Source organism: Delftia sp. DS1230 (assembly GCF_040112715.1).
GTDB classification, from domain to species: Bacteria; Pseudomonadota; Gammaproteobacteria; order Burkholderiales; family Burkholderiaceae_C; genus Comamonas; species Comamonas tsuruhatensis.
Window position 1 is genome coordinate 4,933,858 of sequence record NZ_CP157763.1, and the last position, 20,292, is coordinate 4,954,149.

Here is a 20,292-nt window from a genome sequence, read left to right on the forward strand (position 1 = left end):
CCCTGTATACGGGATGCATCCGCCGCCGTCCATGCCCGCCGCGCCACACATGGCCTGCAACGGCCTGCCCGTGTCACCCGGAAGACTTGCTGCCGGGTGGCACGGGCTTTTCCACTGGCTTTTGCGCACTCTCTGCCGGCGCCACGGCACCTGCGGCCGCACCGCCCAGCGCACCGGCCACGCTGCCTACCGTGCCGCCCACCACCACGCCCACCGGGCCTGCAATGACCGCACCGGCGGCAGCGCCGGCAGCGGCTCCGGCCAGTACGCCGCCGCCGATGAACACCGAGCGTGACTCGCGCTGCGCATCCTGCGGCGACAGCTGGTACTGGGCAGCTGCCTCGGGGTCCTGGGAAGGTACGCCGTGGCCCGGTCGTGCCTGTTCGGCCAGGTCTTCGTCCTCCACCGCATCTGCAGACACCGGCGGGATGGATGGCTTGTTGCTTGCATTCATGGGAATCTCCTTCGGGGATGGACCGTGGACGCGGGACTGCATCCGCAGCATCCCTCTTGCAGTTTTCGTTGTACGCCTGTGCCCGCCAGGCCGACGCCGGCCCAGGCTGCACTGCCGCGTCAGCAAAAGGCCGCAGCTGCGCAGACCATGACTACAAGGGCTCGTAGGACCTGGCCTCCGGCGCCCAAGGACCCTCCTACGCCGGTCGCGGCGCACCGACTACCCGGAGCACTTCATTGCGGTCCTAAGCTGGAACCCAGAAGCACACAGGCTTCGACTTCGCCAGGCGATGCACGGGCTTTGAAGGGGCCGCCTCCCGCGCCTTTTCCCATGCCGCATCGCCCAGCCGCCAGATGCACAGCGTCGGCGTGCCAGCACCAACCCACTCAATGGAGAGCCTCATGGTCACACCCAACACCGTATCGAGCGTCATTTCTTCCGAAACCGTCAGCGGCACCAATGTCTACAACCCCGCAGGCGACAAGCTGGGCAGCATAGACACGCTGATGATCGACAAGCTGTCCGGCAAGGTGCGCTACGCCGTGATGGAATTCGGCGGCTTCCTGGGCATCGGCACGGACCGCTATCCGCTGCCCTGGGAATCCCTCAAGTACGAGCCCGACATGAACGGCTACGTGGTGTCGCTCACGCGCGAGCAACTGGACAACGCGCCCCGCTATGAGCGCGACACGGCACCGGCCTACACCGATGAATATGGACGCCGCGTGAACGATTACTACGGCGTGCCCTACCTGTAAATCCCGACCCTTGCGGTCTTTGACACAGCCCCGTTCGCGGGGCGTTTTCTTTGGTGCGGATAGCTGGCCAAGGAAGAACGCCCTGCGCGACTTCACTCCCTCATTCCAGGAGAACTCCCATGAATACCACCCCACCAGCCATCGACTACAAGGCCTGCATGGATGCCTGCCAGGCCTGCATCATTGCCTGCAATACCTGTGCCGCCGCCTGCCTGAAGGAAACAGACGTCCAGATGATGGCCGCCTGCATTGCCCAGGATCTTGAATGCGCGCAGGTCTGCGAACTGGCCGTGGCCTCAATGGCGCGCCAAAGTCCGCATGTCTCAGACATCTGCCGCCTGTGCGCCCGGATCTGCCAGGCCTGCGCCGACGAATGCAGCAAGCATTCCTACGACCATTGCCAGACCTGCGCGGCAGCCTGCCAGCAATGCGCCATGTCCTGCAATCTCATGGGCATGCAATCGCACTGACGCCGCTGGCCTTTGTCACGACAGCCGGCCAGGCGCCCATCCTGCAAACCGGCAGGAAAAAAAGCCACCGGCGCTGTCGTCATCCGCCCTATATCGGCAGCCTTCGACGCTGCCTACACTTTGATGCATATCCACGCACAAAGGAGATGGGCATGGCACTGAACATCAGCATAGAACAGCGGTTCCTTACCCTCCTGGGCCAGTTGAAGCACATGCCTCCCTGCTCATCCCGCCAGGAAGCGCACGACATGCTCCTGCTGCTGTGGATGCGCATCTGCGAAGGCGCAGGCGCGCGCAGGCAATTGCTCAACAGCATGCGCCAGCGCACGCTGTGCGCAGAGCACGGCTGGAAAAACCTCGACAAAAGCCCCTGCTACTGGGATTCGGAGACCACGCCGGGCATCCGTATCTATCTGCATGCCAATGGCACCATCGTCATTCAAAGACAGGGGGGAGCGCAGGATTCCGAAATCCTGCACTTCAGCAGCCACCGGGAGTTTGTCGAGGCGTAGACAAAGGCCTCGCGCTCTATCCCGAACAATGGCGAAATATTGAAAAACCTAGGTGCAAACACCGACGATGTCCCACATGCGACATCGACCCTGTCTCCATAAAATGCGTCATTGTGTAGCACACTATCCATGAGGAACATATGACAGCAGATTACAAAACCCTCCTCCAGCAGAAGGCCGAGCTTGAGGCAAAGATCGCCGCCACCCTGAAGGCGGAAAAAGGCGGAGTCATCGCCAAGGTCCGCGAACTCGTCGAGCAGTTCGGTCTGACCCAGGATGACATCTTCAGCACCGGCAAGGCCAAGTCCGCCAGCATTGGCGTGGCCAAATACCGCGACCCCGCCAGCGGAGCCACCTGGACCGGCCGGGGCAAACCGCCGCGCTGGATTGAAGGCAAGGACCGCAAGGCCCTCGAGATCTGAGCACGGCCCGCCAACGCGGGCCTTTTTTATGGCCGCAACTGCCTGCTGCGTCAGCACAGGCTGCAGTTGCATTACCATCATTGCGTTGTTCTGCAAAGGCAACAGAGCCTTGAGCAACTCACAGGGCCTTTGGCAAAGACGCTCCCCTGCCAGGAGTCTGCGCCGCAAGCCAAGATGCCTTTGCGCAGCACATCTGATCTCATGCAAATCGGCCCACGCCGCGCGGCTTCAGCGATCATTATTCATACTGCATCGAAAAGACATCATGCTTGATGGATCAAAAACACTGGTGATGATTGCTTTCTTTTGGATGACCATGGTCCATGGTGCATCAGGGCAAAACATCCAATCACCGATCTTGCTTCATGAAAGAACATCGCCCACTGCTTTTCCAGTCGCCATTTATCGTGGCATCAAGGTGGATGATTTCAGAAAACTGGTGATCAGTGCTTTCGAAAGCGCCCGGTTTTCCCATACGGCCATTGAAAAATCGAAGGATGGAACGGCGCAATACAAATTCTTCTATTCCGTGGCGACAGGTGGAAAAATTCAGCGCGTTGATGTGGTCCTGCGGGTGGACGAGAACCTTGACAAGAGCAAGAGATGCGCCAGCTGCTTCTTGCGGCTGACCATGATTCCCGATCTCCCCAGCCTTCAATCTTCTTCGTGGATGCTTCAGTACGATCTGAGTCGCCAGGTTTTTTCGGCCATCGATCAAGCCTATGCCAGCATTCACGATCTCGGGCGAAAATCCATGGACGCGGATTTCGGATTCAACTATAGAAACAAGTGGCGAGGAGAAAGAAATCTATACGAAAACTCATTTGTCGGCATTGATCCATCAAGTCTGAAAACCATGATCATCGACGCATACAGCGTTGCCGGTTTCAAGCTTGCAGGCGATACAACGAAGGATTCCATCCTTTCCGAATTGACCTTCTCTTTTCCCATCGCTCCAGATCAAACCGAAGGCGTTGTCTACAAGATTTCTCTGGCAAGCCAACTCGACGCAAGCAATCGCTGCTATCCCTGTGAGATCAGTGAGGTCTATGACCCTCACCAGCGACTGCCGGCAGCGGGCCTGTCTGGCATGTCCAGCCGGCTGACGCTCGAGTCACGCTTTACCGCTGCCCGCATGCAGGCGCTTGAAAAGCTCAAGAGTGGCACCGAGCACTACTTGCGCCCGGAAACCGTTTTCACCATCCCGCCAAAGCCCGCACCGCTCGGGTCGCCCCGGCCGCAGATCCAGCCACCCATCGTCACATGACTGCCCTGCCACACGCAAACGCCATGCGTGCCGGCCTGCTGGCACGGCATCCAGGGTTCGACGGCCTGTTCATTGCAGGCACGCTGGCATTGGCCCTCGGCATGGCGGCCATGGCTTCGATATCGCCTGCCATGCTGCTCGCCATCGTGCTGGTGGATACCTGGCTTTTCGCCAATCCTCATGTCATGGCCACCTTGACCCGGATCGGAGCCAGCATGGCCGATATCCGACGCCATCGCTTCCTGATCTTTGGCCTGCCCGTGATCGTGCTCGGCGGTGTGGTGGCGACCGTGCTGGCATTCGAGGTCGCCGGGCTGTTCACACTATATTTCTGCGCGCAGAGCTATCACGTGGCGAGGCAGTCCTTCGGCATCGCCAGGGCCTATCGGCGTTCAGGGATGCATCCCTTTCGCCAGGACAGGCTCGCAGAAGCCGTCATCTACCTCGTTGCCGCGTGGGGGCTGCTTGCCCGCTGCGCCCAGGCGCCCGAGACTTTTCTGGGCTATCCCATCCAACTGCCTGCCGCACCCGCCCAGGCGGCCAATGCGATGGGCGTTGCGGCCATCGCTTGCAGCGCCTGCTGGCTATGGCGACAGGCTCGCCTGGCTCTGACGGGAAACATCGATTGGCGTCACGATGGCTTTGTGGCCTCGCATGCATTCACCTGCTTCGTGGCCTACATCTGGATCACCGACATCACGCTCGGATGGCTCCTGATCAATCTGTGGCACAACCTGCAATACCTGCTATTCGTCTGGGTGCAGAACATCCGCCGCGAGCGACAGACACAAGCCGACAAGGCGTCGGAGACCGGCTTGTGGAAGAACGCTGCCCGATATGGTGGTGTGTGCCTGGCACTGGGCTCAATGCTCTACCTGGCCATCGACTGGGCAGGCACACAACTGCTCTGGCTGGGGCTGCCCACTGTGCTGATAGCGCACTTCACCCTTGGTTTTCATCACTACCTGGTTGACGGGGTGATTTGGAAGCGGCGTGCTGCCTCAGCGGAGCATGGCGCACTTGTCAGGCGCGATTGCAAGTAAGCAACCGGGCAAGGCCTTCCCATTGCAGGCGGCCACCGGCACGCCAGAAACAGAAAAACCCAGTGCCGTTTTCACAGCACTGGGTTTCATGTTTCTGGCGGAGAGGGAGGGATTCGAACCCTCGGTACGTTCGCACGTACGCCTGATTTCGAGTCAGGTACAATCGACCACTCTGCCACCTCTCCGCAGCGTCGAAGCTGAAATTATAGCCTAAAAATTCAGGCCTTCAGCAAAGTCTGTCCGCCCATGTACGGGCGCAGCGCTTCGGGAATGGTCACGGAACCGTCGGCGTTCTGGTAGTTCTCCAGCACCGCCACCAGCGTGCGGCCCACGGCCAGGCCGGAACCGTTGAGGGTGTGCACCAGCTCGTTCTTGCCCTGGGCATTCTTGAAGCGCGCCTGCAGGCGGCGCGCCTGGAAGGCCTCGCAGTTGGAGACCGAGCTGATCTCGCGGTAAGTGTTCTGCGCAGGCAGCCAGACTTCCAGGTCATAGGTCTTGGCCGAGCCAAAGCCCATGTCGCCCGTGCACAGGCTCATCACGCGGTAGGGCAGGCCCAGCTTCTGCAGCACGGCCTCGGCGTGGCCGGTCATCTCTTCCAGCGCCTCGTAGCTCTTTTCCGGATGCACGATCTGCACCATCTCGACCTTGTCGAACTGGTGCTGGCGGATCATGCCGCGCGTGTCGCGGCCGTAGCTGCCGGCCTCCGAGCGGAAGCAGGGGCTGTGGGCCGTGAGCTTGATGGGCAGCTGGTCCTCGGCCACGACCACGTCGCGCACGAAGTTGGTCAGCGGCACCTCGGCCGTGGGAATCAGGTAGAGCGCCGCGTTGTCGGGCACGGGCTCGCCGTCCTGGCCGCCCTTCTTGGCGGCGAACAGGTCGCCCTCGAACTTGGGCAACTGGCCCGTGCCCTTGAGCGAGTCGGCATTGACGGCGTAGGGCACATAGCACTCGGTGTAGCCATGCGAGTCGGTCTGCAGGTCGATCATGAACTGCGCCAGGGCGCGGTGCAGGCGGGCGATGGGGCCCTTCATCACGGTGAAGCGCGAGCCCGACAGCTTGACGCCCATGTCGAAATCCAGGCCCAGCGGCTGGCCCACGTCCACATGGTCCTTGACCTCGAAATCAAAGGTCTTGGGCGTGCCCCAGCGGCGCGCCTCCACATTGCCGCTTTCGTCCGCACCGACGGGCACGCTGTCGTGCGGCAGGTTGGGCACGGCCAGCAGCATGGCGTGCAGCTCGCCCTGGATCTGCTCCAGGCGCGTGGCCGACTGGTCCAGCTCGGTCTTGAGGCTGCCGACTTCGGCCTTGGCGGCCTCGGCAGCGTCCTTCTCGCCCTTGCCCATCAGCATGCCGATCTGCTTGGACAGCTGGTTGCGCTTGGACTGCAGCTCCTCGGTCCGTGTCTGCAGGGACTTGCGCTCTGCTTCCAGGGACTGGAAGGCCTCCACGTTCAGGAAGGCCTGGGGCTTTTTGCGGGTCTCCAGCCGTGCGACGGCCGAGTCAAGGTCTTTGCGAAGAAGAAGGATATCGAGCATAGCCGGCAATTTTAGGCGGTATCGCCATGGCAGCGCCCGCCCCTGGGCGTTGGGGGTCTTGCCGCTACAGAAATCCCGCGCCGGCGCCGATACTTCCAATATGCCGCCCACAGCGGTTTGCGCACCCGGGAGCACCCATGTTTTTTGTCTTCGGTCCCAACGGACAGATGTTTCGCGGTCCCGCCGAGCGGCTGGGCCAGGTGGCGCCCGTGCGCCGCGTACAACGCCCGCAGGCCCTGCGCACGCGCTCGGCCGATGTGATGGCGGGCGATGCAGCCGCCTCGTTCCCTGCCATCCTGGCCGACCTCGCGGGCCAGCCTGCCGGCGCGCCGGAGCCCGCTCCGCGCAGCCGCGGCGCGGTCGATGCCTACCTTTCCACGGAAAAAGGCCCCAGCCAGCCACGCCAGCCCCTGCAGACCGTGGCCGACGTGATGAGCCACGAGGCCGTGACGGTGTCGCCCGAGGCCGGTGTCAACGATGCCTGGCGCGTGCTGGCCGAGCACGGCGTGGCCCAGGCCCCCGTGCTGGATGCCGGTGGCCGCGTGGTCGGGCTGCTGCTGCGTGCCGACATGGCGCCGCTGGACCTGCTGCCCGAGCCCGGTGCGATCAAGGACGCCATTGCCCTGGCGCGCCGGCCCGTGAACGAGGTCATGATCTCCCCCATACCCACGGTGGCCACCACCACCGACCTGCGCCGCGTGGCCGGCGTGCTGCTGGAGACCGGCCTGCCGGGCCTGCCCGTGACCGATGAGCAGGGCCTGCTGGCCGGCTTCATCAGCCGCACCGACATCCTGCGCGCCGTGGCCTCCGATCCGCCGCTGGATCTGTGGAGCTGAGGCTTTCGGCCCCACCATGCAAAACGGGCGCCAGGCGCCCGTTTGCTTTTTGGCCAATATGCCCGCTGCGCCTGCGGTTCAGCCGCCCGTCTCGGGCTGCTTGCCCACGGAGATCTCCAGGCCCGTGGCCGCGTCGATCTTCAGGCCCTTGGGCAGCGGGAACTTCACGGTCTCCTCGATGCCATCCATCTTGCGCACCGACAGCGCGCCCAGCTGGCGCAGGCGCTGGATGACCTCGTCCACCAGCACCTCGGGCGCCGAGGCGCCGGCCGTCAGGCCCACGCGCCCGGCATTGGCAAACCATTCCTCGCACAGCTCGCCCGCGTTGTCCACCATGTAGGCGGGCGTTCCCAGGCGCGCGGCCAGCTCGCGCAGGCGGTTGCTGTTGGAACTGGTGGGGCTGCCCACGACGATGAGCACATCCACCTGCGGCGCCAGCACCTTGACGGCGTCCTGGCGGTTTTGCGTGGCGTAGCAGATGTCCTGCTGCTTGGGCTCGCGCACCTGCGGAAAGCGCGCGCGGATGGCCGCCGTGATGCCTGCGGCATCGTCCACCGACAGCGTGGTCTGCGTGACCACGGCCAGCTTCTCGGTCTGGCGGGGGGTGACACGGGCCACATCGGCCTCGTCCTCGACCAGGTGGATGCCCTCGGACAGCTGGCCCATGGTGCCCTCGACCTCGGGATGCCCCTTGTGGCCGATCATCAGGAACTCGTAGCCTTCCTTGGCCAGCTTGGCCACTTCCACATGCACCTTGGTCACCAGTGGGCAGGTGGCGTCGAAGATGGAGAAACCGCGCCGCCGCGCCTCTTCCTGCACTGCCCGGCTCACGCCGTGGGCGCTGAACACCAGGGTGGCGCCGGGCGGCACGTCGTCCAGCTCCTCGATGAAGATCGCTCCCTTGGCCTTGAGATCGTTGACCACGAAGGTGTTGTGCACGATCTCGTGGCGCACGTAGATGGGCGCGCCGAACTTGGCCAGCGCACGCTCCACGATCTCGATGGCGCGGTCCACGCCGGCACAGAAGCCCCGGGGCTCGGCCAGCAGGATTTCCTGGGGCGAGGTCGTATCCGGCACCTCAGAGCACCCCGATGATCTGCACTTCGAAGGTCACCGGCTGGCCGGCCAGCGGGTGGTTGAAGTCGAACAGCACGGCGCCGTCCTCGCGCACCTGCACCACGGCACCCGCGTAGCTGCCCAGGCCGTCGGGCGTGGGGAACTGCACCACGTCGCCGGGCGCGTACTGCTCGTGCGGGTCGCCCAGCTCGTTCATCAGCTTGCGCGCCACCCACTGCATCATGTCGCCGTTGCGCTCGCCGAAGGCTTCGCCGGCCGGCATCTCGAACGTGGTGCGCGTGCCTTCGGCCAGGCCCAGCAGGCGCTGCTCGACGGCGGGCGACAGCTCGCCCGCGCCCAGGGACAGCGTGGCGGGCTTGTCGTTGAAGGTGTTGATCACATCGCCTGCAGGCCCGGACAGGCGGTAGTGCAGCGTGAGGAACGAGCCGGCCTGGACCGTGGGGTGGGCCGGGAAAGAAGCGCTAGAGGTCATGGAAGTCCCGATAAACTGGCCCGTATTGTAGAAAAACATCCATGTCCCCACGCCCCGTGCAACGGTGCCCCTGCGGCGCCCCTCACCTGGCTGAACCATGGCTCTCAAAGACCTGCCCGCCCAGGCCCAGCCGCGCGAAAGGCTCGCGGCACACGGCCCCTCGGCGCTTTCCGACATCGAACTGCTGGCCATCGTGCTGCGCACCGGCATGGCCGGCAAGGGCGTGCTGCAGTTGGCCCAGGAACTGCTGCAGCTGCCCGGCCGGCCCGGCCTGTCCGGGCTGCTGCAGGCCGGGCACGCCGACCTGAAGGCCATCAAGGGGCTGGGGCCTTCCAAGTGCGCACAACTCCTGGCCGTGCTCGAACTGGCGCGCCGCGCCACGGCCGAGCAACTGCGCGAGCGCCCTGCCCTGGCCTCGCCCGAGGCCGTGGCGCGCTACCTGCAGCTGCACCTGGCGGCACGCCAGCACGAGGTGTTCGCCGTGCTGTTCCTGGACAGCCAGCACCGGCTGATCGCGCTGGAGGAGATGTTCCGCGGCACGCTCACGCGCACCAGCGTCTACCCCCGGGAAGTGGTGCTGCGCGCCCTGCACCACCACGCGGGTGCCGTCATCCTGGCCCACAACCACCCCAGCGGCCATGTCCAGGCCAGCGCTGCGGACAGGGCCGTCACGCAGAGCCTGCAGGCTGCCCTGGGCCTGATGGACATCCAGGTGCTGGACCATGTGATCGTCGCGCCGGGCGCCGCGCTGTCCATGGCGGGCCAGGGGATGCTGTAGGACCCCGGCTGGGCCCGCCATGGCCGCCGGGGTGCCGAAATTGCGGTACAACCGGCGTCACCATGACTTTGAAAGCCACCAGCCTGCAGGACCTCGCGCCAGTGCGCCGCGCACTGGCCGAAGCCGCCGCCCAAGAGGCCCTGCTCCAGCAGCAGCGCGCCGAGACGGCGCGCCGCCTCCTGGCCGAGCAAAAGCTGTTCGAAAACACCGTGGGCCCGGTGCATGCGCTCAAGTCCGCGCACGCCCGCCACCTCCATGCCCCCGAGCCCCCCGAGCCGCTGCCCCTGCAGCTGGAGCTGGACGAGCAGCGCGTGCTGCAGGAGGCCATGAGCGACGAGTTCGACGTCAGCACCCTGCTGGACACCGACGACCAGCTCAGCTTCCGGCGCCCCGGCATCGGCCTGGACGTGACCCACAAGCTGCGCGCCGGGCAGTGGAGCATCCAGCGCCAGCTGGACCTGCACGGCCTGCGCGTGGACGAGGCGCGCGAGGCGCTGGGCCAGTTCATCCGCCTGTCCCACCGCACCGGCATACGCTGCGTGCGCGTGGTGCACGGCAAGGGCCTGGGCTCGCCCGGCAAGACCCCCGTGCTCAAGGGCCGCGTGCTGCGCTGGCTGGTGCAGAAAAAGGAAGTGCTGGCCTTTGTGCAGGCCCGCCCGGCCGAAGGTGGCGCGGGCGCCCTGGTCGTCCTGCTGCAGCCGGGCAAGCGCCAGCTGTACTGAAGGCGTGGATGGCGTGAACGGTGATGGGGCTCAGGCTGCGGCCACCGCCGCCGCCTTGCGCGCCCGCCCTATCACCAGCGCCATCACCGCCGCCACCAGGCAGGCCAGGCCGGCCGCATACAGCGCGGGCGTATAGGTCAGCAGCAGGGTGCGCGTCAGGCCTGCGCCCCAGGCAGCGGTGGCCGCGCCCAGCTGGTGGGCCGCGAAGATCCAGCCGAACACCAGCCCCACCTTCTGCGGCCCGAAATGCTGGGCCGTGAGCTTGACCGTGGGCGGCACCGTGGCGATCCAGTCCAGCCCATAGAACATGGCGAACAGGCCCAGGCCGTAGAAGGTGAACTCCGAATGCGGCAGCCAGAACAGGGACAGGCCGCGCAGTCCGTAGTACCAGAACAGCAGCTTGCGGTTGTCGTAGCGGTCCGACAGCCAGCCCGACAGCACGGTGCCCACGAAGTCGAAGGCCCCCATCATGGCCAGCACCGACGCGGCGGGCACCGCGCCCATGCCGTTGTCGCCGCACAGCGAGATGAAGTGCGTCTGCACCAGGCCGTTGGTGGACAGGCCGCAGATGAAGAAGGTGCCCGCCAGCAGCCAGAAGGTGCGGTTGCGCGCGGCCTCGGCCAGCACCTTGAAGGGCGTGCCGAAGTTCATGGCCATGGCCGGCGGCGGCGGGGCCGAGGCATCGCCGCCAAAGGGCACCAGGCCCAGGTCCGAAGGCCGGTCCCTCACGAACAGCAGGGCCAGCACCGCGATCAGGGCACTGGCCACGAACACCGGCACCGTGGCCGAGCGCCAGCCCCAGTGCTCGATCATCCAGGCGGCCAGCGGCAGGAAGGCCAGCTGCCCCGTGGCCGCACTGGCCGTGAGCACGCCGATGACCAGGCCCCGCCGCGCCGCAAACCAGCGGTTGGCCACCACGGCGCCCAGCACCAGCGCCGTCAGGCCCGTGCCCATGCCCAGCAGCAGGCTCCACAGCAAAAACAGATGCCACAGCTGCGTGGCCTGCGTCACCATCGCCATGGCGCCGCCCACCAGGGCCAGGCCCATGCACATCACGGCACGCAGGCCGAAGCGCTCCATCATCACGGCCGCAAACGGCCCCAGCAGGCCGAACAGCGCAAAGCGCAGCGCCAGGCTGCTCGAAATCTGCTCCGTACTCCAGCCGAACTCGCGCGACAGCGGCTGCAGCATGGCGCCCGGCAGGCCCAGCGCCGCCGACATGGTCAGCATGGTGAGGAAAGTGATGGCCGCGACCAGCCAGCCGTAGTGGATGCCGCGCCGCTGCAGCCAGCGCGCCGTGGAGTTGGAGAGCATGGGAGTCTCTTCGGGGGTTGGGAATTCGGTAGGGCCTACGCCTGCGGGCCGTCTGCAGCGTTGCCAGCGCCAGCGCCATCGCCATCACCATTGCCGCCATCGAGCAGCACCAGGCATTCGTCGATCAGCGCATGCAGGGCCGCCACGCGCTCCAGGCCCACGCGGGCGTTGAGCTCGTTCTGTGCGGTCTTCCAGCTTTGCTTGGCCTCTTCGCGCTTGGCCTGGCCCGCGTCGGTGATGTGCACCAGGCGGCTGCGCTGGTCCTCGCCCTGGCCCATGCGCACCCAGCCGGCGTCAATCAGCGGCTTGAGGTTGCGCGTCAGCGTCGAGGCGTCCATGCGCATGCGCCGCGCCAGGTCCGAGGGCCGCACCGGACCGGCGGCCAGCACATGGCTGAGCAGCGAGTACTGAGTGATGCGCAGCCCCGTCTCGTTCAGATGGGCGTCATACACCTGGCCCACGCTGCGCATGAGCTGGCGCACGCGGTGGTTGGTGCAGCCCTGGGGCACGGCGAGGATGTCTGGATTCACTAACATGGTGCAGATTATTGCATATACAACTGTTGTAGATACAATAATATCCACACCGCCATCCCAGACAGCCTGGCGCCCGCACTTTTCCCAATGAAAGAGAGACATTCCATGGACACCCGCACCCACTCCCCGGAGCAGGCCGCCCACAGCCTCACCTCCGGCGCCACCTCCAGCCCCACCTCCGGCGCCATCTCCCCTGCCCTGCAAGCCTGGCTGGACGAGGAACAGGCGGTCACCCTCCGGCTGGACGCCGGCCCCGGCGCAGGCGTATCGCGCCCGGACCAGGTCGCAGGCCGCAGCGGGCTGGAGCTGATGCAGGCCATGCTGCGCGGCGAGCTGCCCTACGCGCCCATTGCACGCACGCTGGACTTCATGCTCATCTCCGTGGGCGAAGGCAGCGCCGTCTTCCAGGGCCGCCCCGGCGCCAACCACCTCAACCCCATGGGCACGGTGCACGGCGGCTGGTTCGCCACCTTGCTGGACTCGGCGCTGGGCTGCGCCGTCCACACCTGCATGCCGCCGGGCCGGGGCTACACCACGGCCGAGCTGGGCGTGAACCTGGTCAAGGCCCTGACCCCGCGCGTGCCGCGTGTGCGCGCCGAAGGCCGCGTGCTGCACTGCGGCCGCCAGCTGGCCACGGCCGAGGCGCGCCTGGTCGGCCCCGATGGCACGCTCTACGCCCATGCCACGACCACCTGCCTGGTGTTCGAGATGCCTCCTGCTCGGTGAGCACGCTGAACAAGCCGGGCACGCTCAACACGTTCAACGCGCAGAAAGCCGCCACCAATGCAAAAAGCCCCGTGCCAGATGCACGGGGCTTTTTTGTTGCTTGCCTGCCGGAACTTACTTCGACAGATCCAGGCGGTACTTGGACGTGCCCTTGCCCGAGCCGTCATCGGCCGCCACCAGCGAGATGTTGGCCAGGCCCGCCGCCTGCGCCACCGGCAGCGCGTTGGCGCCGGAGCTGAACACCACGTTGGCCGAGGTGGCCACCTTGGTGAAGCGCCAGCTCTTGGCCGCGCCATTGGCAGCACGCGTGATGCTGCCGTTCTTGCGCACGTAGCCGATCACCACGTCGCGGTTGGCGTCCGGCGAGGCCCAGATGGCGCTGGAGCCGTCGAGCTTGGCGATGAAGCTCTTGCCGCTGGTGGCGCGGTAGTTGTTCGTGGCGATCACGAACTCCTGCGCCGGGTCGATGGCCTTGCCCAGGTACTGCAGGTTCCTGATGCGGCTGCCCACGGGCTGGGTCACGTCGATCTCGTACTGCACATCGGCCGTGGTGAACATGTCGAAGTTGTAGCCCGGGAAGGTGCTGATCAGTTGCTGCTCACCCGTCTTGGCCGGATCGATCTGGTTGAAGCGCTTGGCAGCGGCCTCCAGCCAGTCCTTGATGTCGGCGCCATTCACCTTCACCGCATACACGGTATTGGGGTACAGGTACAGGTCGGCCGCGTTGTAGATGGCCAGCGGGCCCACGGCCACGTCGGTGTAGTCGGCGCCGCCCTGGAAGCCCGACTTGAACGGCGCACTCACCGACAGCACGGGCAGCTGCGCGTACTGCGGCAGGCTGGCCTTCACATAGTCGGCCACATAGTCGCGCTGCGCCTGGTTGACGATCTGGATGGCGCCCGGGTCGCCCACATCGGCGAACAGCGTGCTCATGCGGAAGTCCGTGCTGCCGATGGGCGTCTTCACGTACTGGATGGCGGCCTGGTGCTGGCTCTCGATCAGCGGCGCCACCGTCGGGTCCACGGCCACGTAGGTGGCCTTGCCTGCGGCGTCCTTGCCGGTCTGGATATTGCGCAGCTCGCTCTTGCCCGCGCTCTTGTCCACGCTCCACTGCTTGCCGTCCCACTTGAGCGCCAGCTGGATCACGCCCAGCGCCTTGCCCCAGGAACTGGCCATCACCGACTGCACGCCGTTGATGGTGCCCGCCTTGTTGTCCACGCCCGCCTGCGTGAACGCCGGCGTGGCCGCCGCATCGGGGAACACGCTGTGCTGGTGGCCCATGACCATGGCGTCGATGCCGGCCACCTTGCTCAGGTGCAGGCCGGGGTTTTCCATCGTCGGCGAGTAGGCCGCGCCGTCCAGGCCGCCGTGCAGCATGGCCACCACCACATCGGCGCCCTTGGCGCGCATCTCGGGCAGGTACTTCTGGGCGGACTCCACGGCGCCTTCGGTGTAGAGCTTGCCCTCCAGATAGCGCTTGTCCCAGTTCATGATGCCCGGCGTGGTGAAGCCGATCACGCCGATCTTGATGGGCAGCTCCACCGCCTTGCCATCCTTGTCCTTGGCCGCGATCTTGCGCTCCAGAATCACGTAGGGCTGCACCAGCGGCTGCTTCGTCTTGCTGCTGTAGACATTCGACAGCGCCATCGGAAAGCCATTGCCCGCGCACTTGAGCGCCTTGTCCACGCCGTCCACGTCCAGGCCGCCGCCCAGCACCTGGTTCAGGAAGGGCAGGCCGTAGTTGAACTCATGGTTGCCCAGCGTGCCCGCATCAAAGCCCAGAGCGCCCATGGCCTTGTACATGGACAGCTGCTGCGTGCAGGGGATCTTGGCCACCTCGGCCTCGTAGTCGGCCAGGGCCGTGCCCTGGATGGTGTCGCCGTTGTCCACCAGCAGCGTATTGGCAAACTCCTTGCGCGCCGCGCGCACCAGCGTGGCCGTGCGCTCGAAGCCGTAGGAGGCATCCTCGGCCAGCTTGAAATAGTCATAGCTGCGCACATTGAAGTGCAGATCCGTGGTCTCCAGCACGGCCAGCGTGGCCGTCGCGGGCTGGCTGGCCACCGGGGGCGTCGTGCTGTCGTTGCTGTCGCTGCCACCGCAGGCGGCCACCAGCGCGGCGCTGGCCAGGACGCTCAGCGCCAGGCGGCGGGACAGGAGCAGGGATTGCAATGTGGGGAGTTTGCTCAGCGGCATGTGGTTTTTGTGGGGGTGGTGAAGGGGGGGAGTTTGTTGGTGGGGGTTTACAGGGGTGTGACAGCTGGTCTGTTCTGGTCTGGTCTTGGTCAGGTGCTGTTTTTTGTCCCTGCCGGGGGGTTCTTTTCGAGGCCGGGTCTCGGCCCGGCAGCCGACCTACCTTTCTTTGATTCGTCAAAGAAACGTAGGCCAAAGAAAGACGACGGTACGACTCACACTCATAGGTGACACATCAGTACAAGGACATGGGTAACAGATCCAAGCTTGGCAGCTGGAGCCAACAGCAGCCAAGGAGCGATCACCATGCCCTGGAAGGAGTGCGCACCCATGGACGAGAAACTGCTCTTCATAGCCGACCACCTGCGCGGTGGTGCGCCGCTGAGCGAGCTGTGCAGGCGCTACGGCATCAGCCGCAAGACGGCCTACAAGTGGGTTGAGCGTTACCGCCAACTGGGCATGGATGGATTGCAAGAACGCAGTCGCAGGCCCCACGGGAACAATCAGGCGATCAGCTATGCACAGCGCCGGGCCATCATTGAGCTGCGCACGCAGCAAAGGTCACAGATGGGGCCCAAGAAGCTGCACGCTTTGCTCCTGCAGCGTTGGGGCCCACAGGAGACACCCAGCAAAACCACCATCTACAACGTGCTGAAGGCTGAGGGGCTTGTTTGCAGCAGGCGTGTACGCAGACGCTCGGTGCCTACGGCCCAGCCCTTGCGAACGAGCAAGCAGCCCAATGGGGTGTGGAGTGCAGACTACAAAGGCCAGTTCAAGACAGCCGATGGTCACTGGTGCTATCCATTGACCATCATGGACCACGCCAGCCGCTATTTGCTGGCCGTGCATGTCTACGACAGCCCCAACTACGAGGATGCCAAACGCAGCTTTGAACAGGTGTTTCGGCAATACGGACTGCCCGAGCGCATACGCAGTGACAACGGTCCGCCGTTCGCGACTACTGGCGTGGCGGGCCTGTCACGCCTGGCGATATGGTGGATAAGGCTGGGCATCAGGCCGGAGCGCATCGAGAGGGGCAAGCCACAGCAAAACGGTCGCCACGAGCGGATGCACCGCACGCTCAAGCATGCCCTGGGCAAAGAGCCTGCGGCGGACAAAGCGGCATTGCAGATGCAGCTCGATGCCTTTGTGGAGCAATACAACCAGCATCGCCCGCATGAGGCCTTGCAGCAAAGCATGCCGGCCCAGCACTACAGCGACTCGGCCAGGCCATATCCCTCAAAGCTACCCGAGCTGCAGTACCCGAAGCATTGGGAACGAGTTCGGGTCAGCCACAACGGCTTGATTTACTGGCGAGCGCTGCGGGTCTACATCGGCTACCTGCTGGCGGGGCAGTGGATCGGGATGCAGGAGGTGGCCGCTGGCCAGTGGGATGTGTATCTGGGGCCGGTGCGACTGGGCTGCTTCAACGAAGAGGATGTGCGAGGACCCAAGAAGGACTATGTGAGCTTGAAGTGTTACCCATGTCTGTGAGCTGAGTTGTTACCCATGTCCTTGACACGTACACGACCCGGATGTCCGCGACCCCTTCGCTTCGCTGCGGGGCAACCTGCGTCGGGCCACCTGCGGGGTTCGCTGCGGAACTCGCTGCGTTCACTGCGTGAACTCCGCTCAGACAACCGCAGCGAGTCAGATCACGAAGCAGTCCTGTCCTTCGGCAGGACTGCAACCCCGCAGGCGGCCCGACGCAGGCGCTGACATACGGGAGTTGTTGCGGGCCTTCGCTGCGCTCGGCCCGGTTTCTTGATACGCAGCCGTTAAACTTGCGGCGAGCCGAAAGGCTTGGTGTGTCGTAACACCAAACACGTAGAGGTGCAGCCCCCACCTTAAAGGGGGCTTTGTCATGTCCAGATACCTGGGGCGGGTGCGTCAGCACGCATTCGCTTCGATCGGTTTTGGACGGGATGGGCCTACCCGCAAGGATGGCCGCACGTCTGCGTGCGTGTTACGAACATCCCGTCCACCCGTCGCCTGTCGTAGGGTAGCGAGTGGTTCTCTTGATTCACGCAGGAACCAAGATATGCACCCCCTCATCGCCGCTCAGGCGGCACCTCCCCAACCACCTTTTCTTCCCACCTGGCGGCAGGCCATGCATGCGTCGCTGGGCCTGGTTCACAGCACGCTGCAGCAGTTGATCGAACTGATGGTCGACGATCCCGACAGGGACGACAGTGAAATCGATGTGGACTGCGTCGTGGAGCTGGCGCTGGAACACATCAAGCGCATGAGTGTCCAGCAGCACGCGGACCGCTATGCCTTCGAGGTGGAATGGGTCAAGGCAACGGCGGCGCTGCGGTTGGCGCAGGGCGCCTTCGGGCGACCGGAATCACGCTTTGGCCTGCGGCTCAAGGACGCCATCCAGCAGCTGGAGATGCTGCCGGAGCTGGTGGAGTTCGTGGACCAGGACGACGGCGAGTGAACTGTGCGGCGTGCCCGTATCTCTGTGAGAAACTGGCCCGCCGAACACCCCCTTGCCTTCACCCATGGAACTGCGCCAGCTGCGCTACTTTGTCGATATCGCCAAGACCGAGCACCTGACGACATCGGCCAGGAACCTCTATGTCACGCAGTCCACGCTCTCGCATGGACTGCGCCAGCTGGAAGAGGAGCTGGGCATGGCGCTGTTCGAGCGCATTGGCCGGGGGCTGAAGCTGTCGCAGGCCGGCGTGGTGTTCCGCAACTATGCGGAGCGTGCGCTGCATGAGGTGGAGGCCGGGCGCATGGCCCTGGCCGACCTCAGCGAGCTGCAGACCGGCACGCTGACCATCGGCGTGATTCCCACCTTCCTCAACACCCTGGTCGCCCCGGCCGTGGCGGCTTTCATGCGTGCCTATCCCAAGGTCAACGTGGTGGTGATCGAGCTGCTGGCCCCGCCCGTGGAGCAGGGATTGCTGGACGGCAGCCTGGACCTGGGCGTGAGCTTTCACCCGCCCCAGCGCGCCGAGCTGGACGCGCTGCCGCTGTTCGACGAACGCATGATGCTGCTGGTCAACCCATCGCACCCGCTGGCCGGGCGCCGCACGCTGTCCGTCAAGTCGCTGGCCGGCGTGCCCCTGGCCCTGCTGCCGCGCACGTTCTACACGCGCAGCCTGATCGAGGACGGGCTGCGCACCGCAGGCGTTACGCCCTTGCTGCGCGCGGAAATGGGCTCGGTGGAATCGCTGATCGCGCTGTGCCGCTGGGGCGACATGGCCACCATCGTCCCCGAGCGCGCCGCCCAGCAGGCCACGGACATGGTGGCCATCCACCTGGTCGCCCCCCAGCTCATCCGCACGGCAGGCCTGCTGTGGCGCCGAGGCGCCAGCTACAGTGCGGCCGCGCGCGAGTTCGCGGCGCAACTGGCCCCCGCCACCAGAACCAACATGCCCCGCTAAAAAAACCCCTGGCCGAGCGCAGCAAAGGTCCGAGCAAACTCCCCGTATGTCAGCGCCTGCGTCGGGCCGCCTGCGGGGTTGCAGTCCTGCCGAAGGACAGGACTGCTTCGTCAACTGACTCGCCGCAGTTGTCTGAACGGAGCGCGCAGCGCGCAGTGAGTTCTGCGGCGAACCCCGCAGGCGGCCCGACGCAGGTTGCCCCGCAGCGCAGCGAAGGGGTCGCGGACATCCGGGTCGTCTTTCTTTTGCCTCCTTTTCTTCGGCCGGCGTACCGGTGACGAATCAAAGAAAAGGAGGTCGGCCGCCGGGCCGAGACCCGGCCTCGAAAAACAACCACCCGGCAGGGTCAAAAACTAACCCGTTGCAGGGAAAAAACCAGCTCACGGCAAAGAAGGCCGCGCCCTCTCAGGCACCCGGGCCCCCAACGCAGCCGGCACATAAGCCGCATCAAAACTGCACCCCACCCCAAACTTGGCCTCATTAGCAGAACAAGCAGCAGCAATCCCCGCCGCAGTCGGCTTCACCCCCGCCTCCACCCACTGCATCAACGCAGTCATCAAAGTGGGATAGGTCGCATCGCTGATATAGCTGTGCGTCCCCTGCCGCGTGAAGGTCTGCACCAGCCGGTCCCCGCTGCCGCCCTGCTGCATCACCGCACGAAACCGCGCATCCAGCTCCACGAAGGCCGTAGGGTCGTTGATCCACTTGGCCGAGAGGACCGGCACGCCAATCTTGCCCACGGGGTCGGTGTCATCGGCGAACTTGCGGTAGGCCGCAGGGTCGGCGCGGTAGCGCAGCACGCCGGCATTGAGCGCGGCATCGTCGGCCGAGCCGGCATAGACCGCACCCTCGTTGCCGAAGGGGCTGGCGCCGCCCGTGCGCTTGGCCGAGATGTCCTGGAAGTGCATGGTGCCCCAGTTCATGTGCGACTGGATGGCGCTTTCGGGGATCTTGATGACCTTGGTGATGGTGTCGATCTTCGCCTGCTGCGCGGCCGTGCGCTGGGCGGCGGGCTTGTCCAGCGCTAGGCATTCGTTCACGCGCAGGGCCACGTCGGCCTGACGCATTTTGGCGTCAGCGGGCAGGCCCAGGTTGAGCGCGTACTGCGGCTCATTGGGGCGCGGGTGGTTGCCGCACAGGTACTGGTAGACCACGCGCAGGTCGGTGCGGAAGTCATAGGCATGGGTGCCGCCGCCCAGCACGCCGCTGGTGAGCAGCACGCCGTCGTAGGGGCGCTCGCCCACGGTCTGCTCGTTGAACATTTCCGCGCCCTTGGCGGCCACGCCCGCCCCCCAGGACTGGCCGTGCAGGATGGTGCGCTGCGGCTTGGCCACATGCTGGCGGAAGATGCCGCGCAGGCGCTCCGTGTCCTCTGCGGCGGCGCGCACTTCCACGCCGCCCTGGCGGTAGGTGGAGCCGGCCCAGGCATAGCCTGCGCGCACCATGATGGACCAGCGCACCAGGTCTTCGGCCGCACGGTCGGCGGTGGGCGCGGCCAGGTCGGGGCCGCCGTGGGCGTGCAGCACCAGGGTGCCGTTCCACTGCGCGGGCTTGGCGATCAGGTAGTAGGCGCCCTTGGAGTCCTGCCCGGCCCAGCAGCTGATGCCCGCAGGAATCTCGGCAGGGCAGGCCGTGCTCTTGGGAGCGGTCTCGATGGAGGTGACCGGCCCGTGCAGCACGGCCGAGCCGCCGCCGCAGCCGGCCAGGGCGAGCGCGGCCAGCAGCGAGGCGCTGGCGGGACGCAGGGGGAAATACGCGGATGCTTGCATGTCTTGTCTCCTGTCT

At 65.4% G+C, this 20,292-nt stretch carries 21 protein-coding genes and 1 tRNA gene; 13 read left to right on the forward strand and 9 right to left on the reverse strand.

All coding sequences use genetic code 11. The annotated features are described in order from the left end of the window. Positions 1-73: 73 nt before the first annotated feature. Positions 74-454, reverse strand: a complete 381-nt coding sequence (locus AAN986_RS22230; protein ID WP_016450091.1) for a hypothetical protein — start codon at positions 452-454, stop codon at positions 74-76. A 401-nt stretch (positions 455-855) separates the two neighbouring features. Between AAN986_RS22230 and AAN986_RS22235 the strand changes: the two genes are divergently transcribed. The 6 genes from AAN986_RS22235 to AAN986_RS22260 all read left to right on the forward strand — a co-directional run bounded on the left by AAN986_RS22235 (position 856) and on the right by AAN986_RS22260 (position 4,926). Further along, a complete protein-coding gene (locus AAN986_RS22235; protein WP_016450092.1) occupies positions 856-1,212 on the forward strand; it encodes a PRC-barrel domain-containing protein in 357 nt (118 codons plus the stop codon). Positions 1,213-1,331: 119 nt separating this feature from the next. Next, positions 1,332-1,682 (forward strand): four-helix bundle copper-binding protein, encoded by a 351-nt coding sequence (locus AAN986_RS22240; protein WP_047219217.1) that lies wholly within the window; start codon positions 1,332-1,334, stop codon positions 1,680-1,682. A 152-nt stretch (positions 1,683-1,834) separates the two neighbouring features. Then, positions 1,835-2,194, forward strand: a complete 360-nt coding sequence (locus AAN986_RS22245) for a hypothetical protein (protein ID WP_016450094.1) — start codon at positions 1,835-1,837, stop codon at positions 2,192-2,194. Between the two features lie 140 nt (positions 2,195-2,334). Next, on the forward strand, positions 2,335-2,616 hold the full coding sequence (locus AAN986_RS22250) for an H-NS histone family protein (RefSeq protein WP_012203893.1): 282 nt from the start codon (positions 2,335-2,337) through the stop codon (positions 2,614-2,616). Between the two features lie 265 nt (positions 2,617-2,881). Further along, positions 2,882-3,883, forward strand: coding sequence for a hypothetical protein (locus tag AAN986_RS22255; protein ID WP_139093452.1), 1,002 nt, complete (start codon positions 2,882-2,884; stop codon positions 3,881-3,883). Then, positions 3,880-4,926: a hypothetical protein gene (locus AAN986_RS22260; protein ID WP_156179962.1), complete on the forward strand. Its 1,047-nt coding sequence runs from the start codon at positions 3,880-3,882 to the stop codon at positions 4,924-4,926. The genes AAN986_RS22255 and AAN986_RS22260 overlap by 4 nt, the downstream gene beginning before the upstream one ends. A 95-nt stretch (positions 4,927-5,021) precedes the next feature. On the opposite strand, the gene AAN986_RS22265 is transcribed toward AAN986_RS22260, so the two are convergent. Together AAN986_RS22265 and serS are read right to left on the reverse strand one after the other, a co-directional pair. Then, positions 5,022-5,111, reverse strand: a tRNA-Ser gene (locus tag AAN986_RS22265). Positions 5,112-5,144: 33 nt separating this feature from the next. After that, the gene (gene serS / locus AAN986_RS22270; RefSeq protein ID WP_016454294.1) at positions 5,145-6,461 is read right to left on the reverse strand and encodes a serine--tRNA ligase; all 1,317 of its coding nucleotides are present in this window, start codon (positions 6,459-6,461) and stop codon (positions 5,145-5,147) included. 137 nt (positions 6,462-6,598) lie between these two features. Here serS and AAN986_RS22275 point away from each other — a divergent pair, with 137 nt between their 5' ends. Continuing rightward, the gene (locus AAN986_RS22275; RefSeq protein WP_016450097.1) at positions 6,599-7,297 is read left to right on the forward strand and encodes a CBS domain-containing protein; all 699 of its coding nucleotides are present in this window, start codon (positions 6,599-6,601) and stop codon (positions 7,295-7,297) included. Between the two features lie 78 nt (positions 7,298-7,375). Here the strand turns inward: AAN986_RS22275 and ispH are convergent, their stop codons facing one another. After that, positions 7,376-8,374 (reverse strand): 4-hydroxy-3-methylbut-2-enyl diphosphate reductase, encoded by a 999-nt coding sequence (gene ispH / locus AAN986_RS22280; protein ID WP_016454293.1) that lies wholly within the window; start codon positions 8,372-8,374, stop codon positions 7,376-7,378. Between the two features lies 1 nt (position 8,375). After that, on the reverse strand, positions 8,376-8,846 hold the full coding sequence (locus AAN986_RS22285) for an FKBP-type peptidyl-prolyl cis-trans isomerase (RefSeq protein WP_047219241.1): 471 nt from the start codon (positions 8,844-8,846) through the stop codon (positions 8,376-8,378). Between the two features lie 97 nt (positions 8,847-8,943). Here AAN986_RS22285 and radC point away from each other — a divergent pair, with 97 nt between their 5' ends. Beyond that, positions 8,944-9,624 carry a DNA repair protein RadC gene (gene radC / locus AAN986_RS22290; RefSeq protein ID WP_016454292.1) on the forward strand — a complete coding sequence of 227 codons (681 nt, stop codon included), beginning with the start codon at positions 8,944-8,946 and terminating at the stop codon, positions 9,622-9,624. Between the two features lie 62 nt (positions 9,625-9,686). Continuing rightward, positions 9,687-10,346 carry a Smr/MutS family protein gene (locus AAN986_RS22295; RefSeq protein ID WP_016454291.1) on the forward strand — a complete coding sequence of 220 codons (660 nt, stop codon included), beginning with the start codon at positions 9,687-9,689 and terminating at the stop codon, positions 10,344-10,346. Positions 10,347-10,376: 30 nt separating this feature from the next. Here the strand turns inward: AAN986_RS22295 and AAN986_RS22300 are convergent, their stop codons facing one another. Together AAN986_RS22300 and AAN986_RS22305 are read right to left on the reverse strand one after the other, a co-directional pair. After that, positions 10,377-11,660, reverse strand: a complete 1,284-nt coding sequence (locus AAN986_RS22300) for an MFS transporter (protein ID WP_043824820.1) — start codon at positions 11,658-11,660, stop codon at positions 10,377-10,379. A gap of 35 nt (positions 11,661-11,695) precedes the next feature. After that, positions 11,696-12,196 (reverse strand): MarR family winged helix-turn-helix transcriptional regulator, encoded by a 501-nt coding sequence (locus tag AAN986_RS22305; RefSeq protein ID WP_047219215.1) that lies wholly within the window; start codon positions 12,194-12,196, stop codon positions 11,696-11,698. Between the two features lie 105 nt (positions 12,197-12,301). On the opposite strand from AAN986_RS22305, the gene AAN986_RS22310 reads away from it, so the two are divergent. Then, positions 12,302-12,922, forward strand: a complete 621-nt coding sequence (locus tag AAN986_RS22310; protein WP_047219214.1) for a PaaI family thioesterase — start codon at positions 12,302-12,304, stop codon at positions 12,920-12,922. A 114-nt stretch (positions 12,923-13,036) separates the two neighbouring features. On the opposite strand, the gene AAN986_RS22315 is transcribed toward AAN986_RS22310, so the two are convergent. Then, the gene (locus tag AAN986_RS22315; protein ID WP_047219213.1) at positions 13,037-15,115 is read right to left on the reverse strand and encodes a bifunctional 2',3'-cyclic-nucleotide 2'-phosphodiesterase/3'-nucleotidase; all 2,079 of its coding nucleotides are present in this window, start codon (positions 15,113-15,115) and stop codon (positions 13,037-13,039) included. A gap of 327 nt (positions 15,116-15,442) precedes the next feature. Between AAN986_RS22315 and AAN986_RS22320 the strand changes: the two genes are divergently transcribed. The 3 genes from AAN986_RS22320 (at position 15,443) to AAN986_RS22330 (ending at position 18,507) form a co-directional block, all read left to right on the forward strand. Next, positions 15,443-16,606, forward strand: coding sequence for an IS481 family transposase (locus tag AAN986_RS22320; RefSeq protein WP_241150472.1), 1,164 nt, complete (start codon positions 15,443-15,445; stop codon positions 16,604-16,606). Between the two features lie 547 nt (positions 16,607-17,153). After that, a complete protein-coding gene (locus AAN986_RS22325; RefSeq protein WP_047219781.1) occupies positions 17,154-17,552 on the forward strand; it encodes a hypothetical protein in 399 nt (132 codons plus the stop codon). Between the two features lie 64 nt (positions 17,553-17,616). After that, positions 17,617-18,507: a LysR substrate-binding domain-containing protein gene (locus tag AAN986_RS22330; protein WP_016450106.1), complete on the forward strand. Its 891-nt coding sequence runs from the start codon at positions 17,617-17,619 to the stop codon at positions 18,505-18,507. 380 nt (positions 18,508-18,887) lie between these two features. Here the strand turns inward: AAN986_RS22330 and AAN986_RS22335 are convergent, their stop codons facing one another. Next, positions 18,888-20,276, reverse strand: coding sequence for a hypothetical protein (locus AAN986_RS22335; protein WP_349335488.1), 1,389 nt, complete (start codon positions 20,274-20,276; stop codon positions 18,888-18,890). Positions 20,277-20,292 lie beyond the last annotated feature (16 nt).

What these genes read in the sequence shown, in the direction of transcription:
- AAN986_RS22300 (WP_043824820.1), bottom strand. Translation starts at nt 11,660, where the DNA reads ATGCTCTCCAACTCCACGGCGCGCTGGCTGCAGCGGCGCGGCATCCAC.
- AAN986_RS22285 (WP_047219241.1), bottom strand. Translation starts at nt 8,846, where the DNA reads ATGACCTCTAGCGCTTCTTTCCCGGCCCACCCCACGGTCCAGGCCGGC.
- AAN986_RS22335 (WP_349335488.1), bottom strand. Translation starts at nt 20,276, where the DNA reads ATGCAAGCATCCGCGTATTTCCCCCTGCGTCCCGCCAGCGCCTCGCTG.
- radC (WP_016454292.1), top strand. Translation starts at nt 8,944, where the DNA reads ATGGCTCTCAAAGACCTGCCCGCCCAGGCCCAGCCGCGCGAAAGGCTC.
- AAN986_RS22305 (WP_047219215.1), bottom strand. Translation starts at nt 12,196, where the DNA reads ATGTTAGTGAATCCAGACATCCTCGCCGTGCCCCAGGGCTGCACCAAC.
- AAN986_RS22260 (WP_156179962.1), top strand. Translation starts at nt 3,880, where the DNA reads ATGACTGCCCTGCCACACGCAAACGCCATGCGTGCCGGCCTGCTGGCA.
- AAN986_RS22320 (WP_241150472.1), top strand. Translation starts at nt 15,443, where the DNA reads ATGGACGAGAAACTGCTCTTCATAGCCGACCACCTGCGCGGTGGTGCG.
- AAN986_RS22255 (WP_139093452.1), top strand. Translation starts at nt 2,882, where the DNA reads ATGCTTGATGGATCAAAAACACTGGTGATGATTGCTTTCTTTTGGATG.
- AAN986_RS22275 (WP_016450097.1), top strand. Translation starts at nt 6,599, where the DNA reads ATGTTTTTTGTCTTCGGTCCCAACGGACAGATGTTTCGCGGTCCCGCC.
- AAN986_RS22245 (WP_016450094.1), top strand. Translation starts at nt 1,835, where the DNA reads ATGGCACTGAACATCAGCATAGAACAGCGGTTCCTTACCCTCCTGGGC.
- AAN986_RS22315 (WP_047219213.1), bottom strand. Translation starts at nt 15,115, where the DNA reads ATGCCGCTGAGCAAACTCCCCACATTGCAATCCCTGCTCCTGTCCCGC.
- AAN986_RS22250 (WP_012203893.1), top strand. Translation starts at nt 2,335, where the DNA reads ATGACAGCAGATTACAAAACCCTCCTCCAGCAGAAGGCCGAGCTTGAG.
- AAN986_RS22240 (WP_047219217.1), top strand. Translation starts at nt 1,332, where the DNA reads ATGAATACCACCCCACCAGCCATCGACTACAAGGCCTGCATGGATGCC.
- AAN986_RS22330 (WP_016450106.1), top strand. Translation starts at nt 17,617, where the DNA reads ATGGAACTGCGCCAGCTGCGCTACTTTGTCGATATCGCCAAGACCGAG.
- AAN986_RS22310 (WP_047219214.1), top strand. Translation starts at nt 12,302, where the DNA reads ATGGACACCCGCACCCACTCCCCGGAGCAGGCCGCCCACAGCCTCACC.
- AAN986_RS22295 (WP_016454291.1), top strand. Translation starts at nt 9,687, where the DNA reads ATGACTTTGAAAGCCACCAGCCTGCAGGACCTCGCGCCAGTGCGCCGC.
- serS (WP_016454294.1), bottom strand. Translation starts at nt 6,461, where the DNA reads ATGCTCGATATCCTTCTTCTTCGCAAAGACCTTGACTCGGCCGTCGCA.
- AAN986_RS22230 (WP_016450091.1), bottom strand. Translation starts at nt 454, where the DNA reads ATGAATGCAAGCAACAAGCCATCCATCCCGCCGGTGTCTGCAGATGCG.
- AAN986_RS22325 (WP_047219781.1), top strand. Translation starts at nt 17,154, where the DNA reads ATGCACCCCCTCATCGCCGCTCAGGCGGCACCTCCCCAACCACCTTTT.
- AAN986_RS22235 (WP_016450092.1), top strand. Translation starts at nt 856, where the DNA reads ATGGTCACACCCAACACCGTATCGAGCGTCATTTCTTCCGAAACCGTC.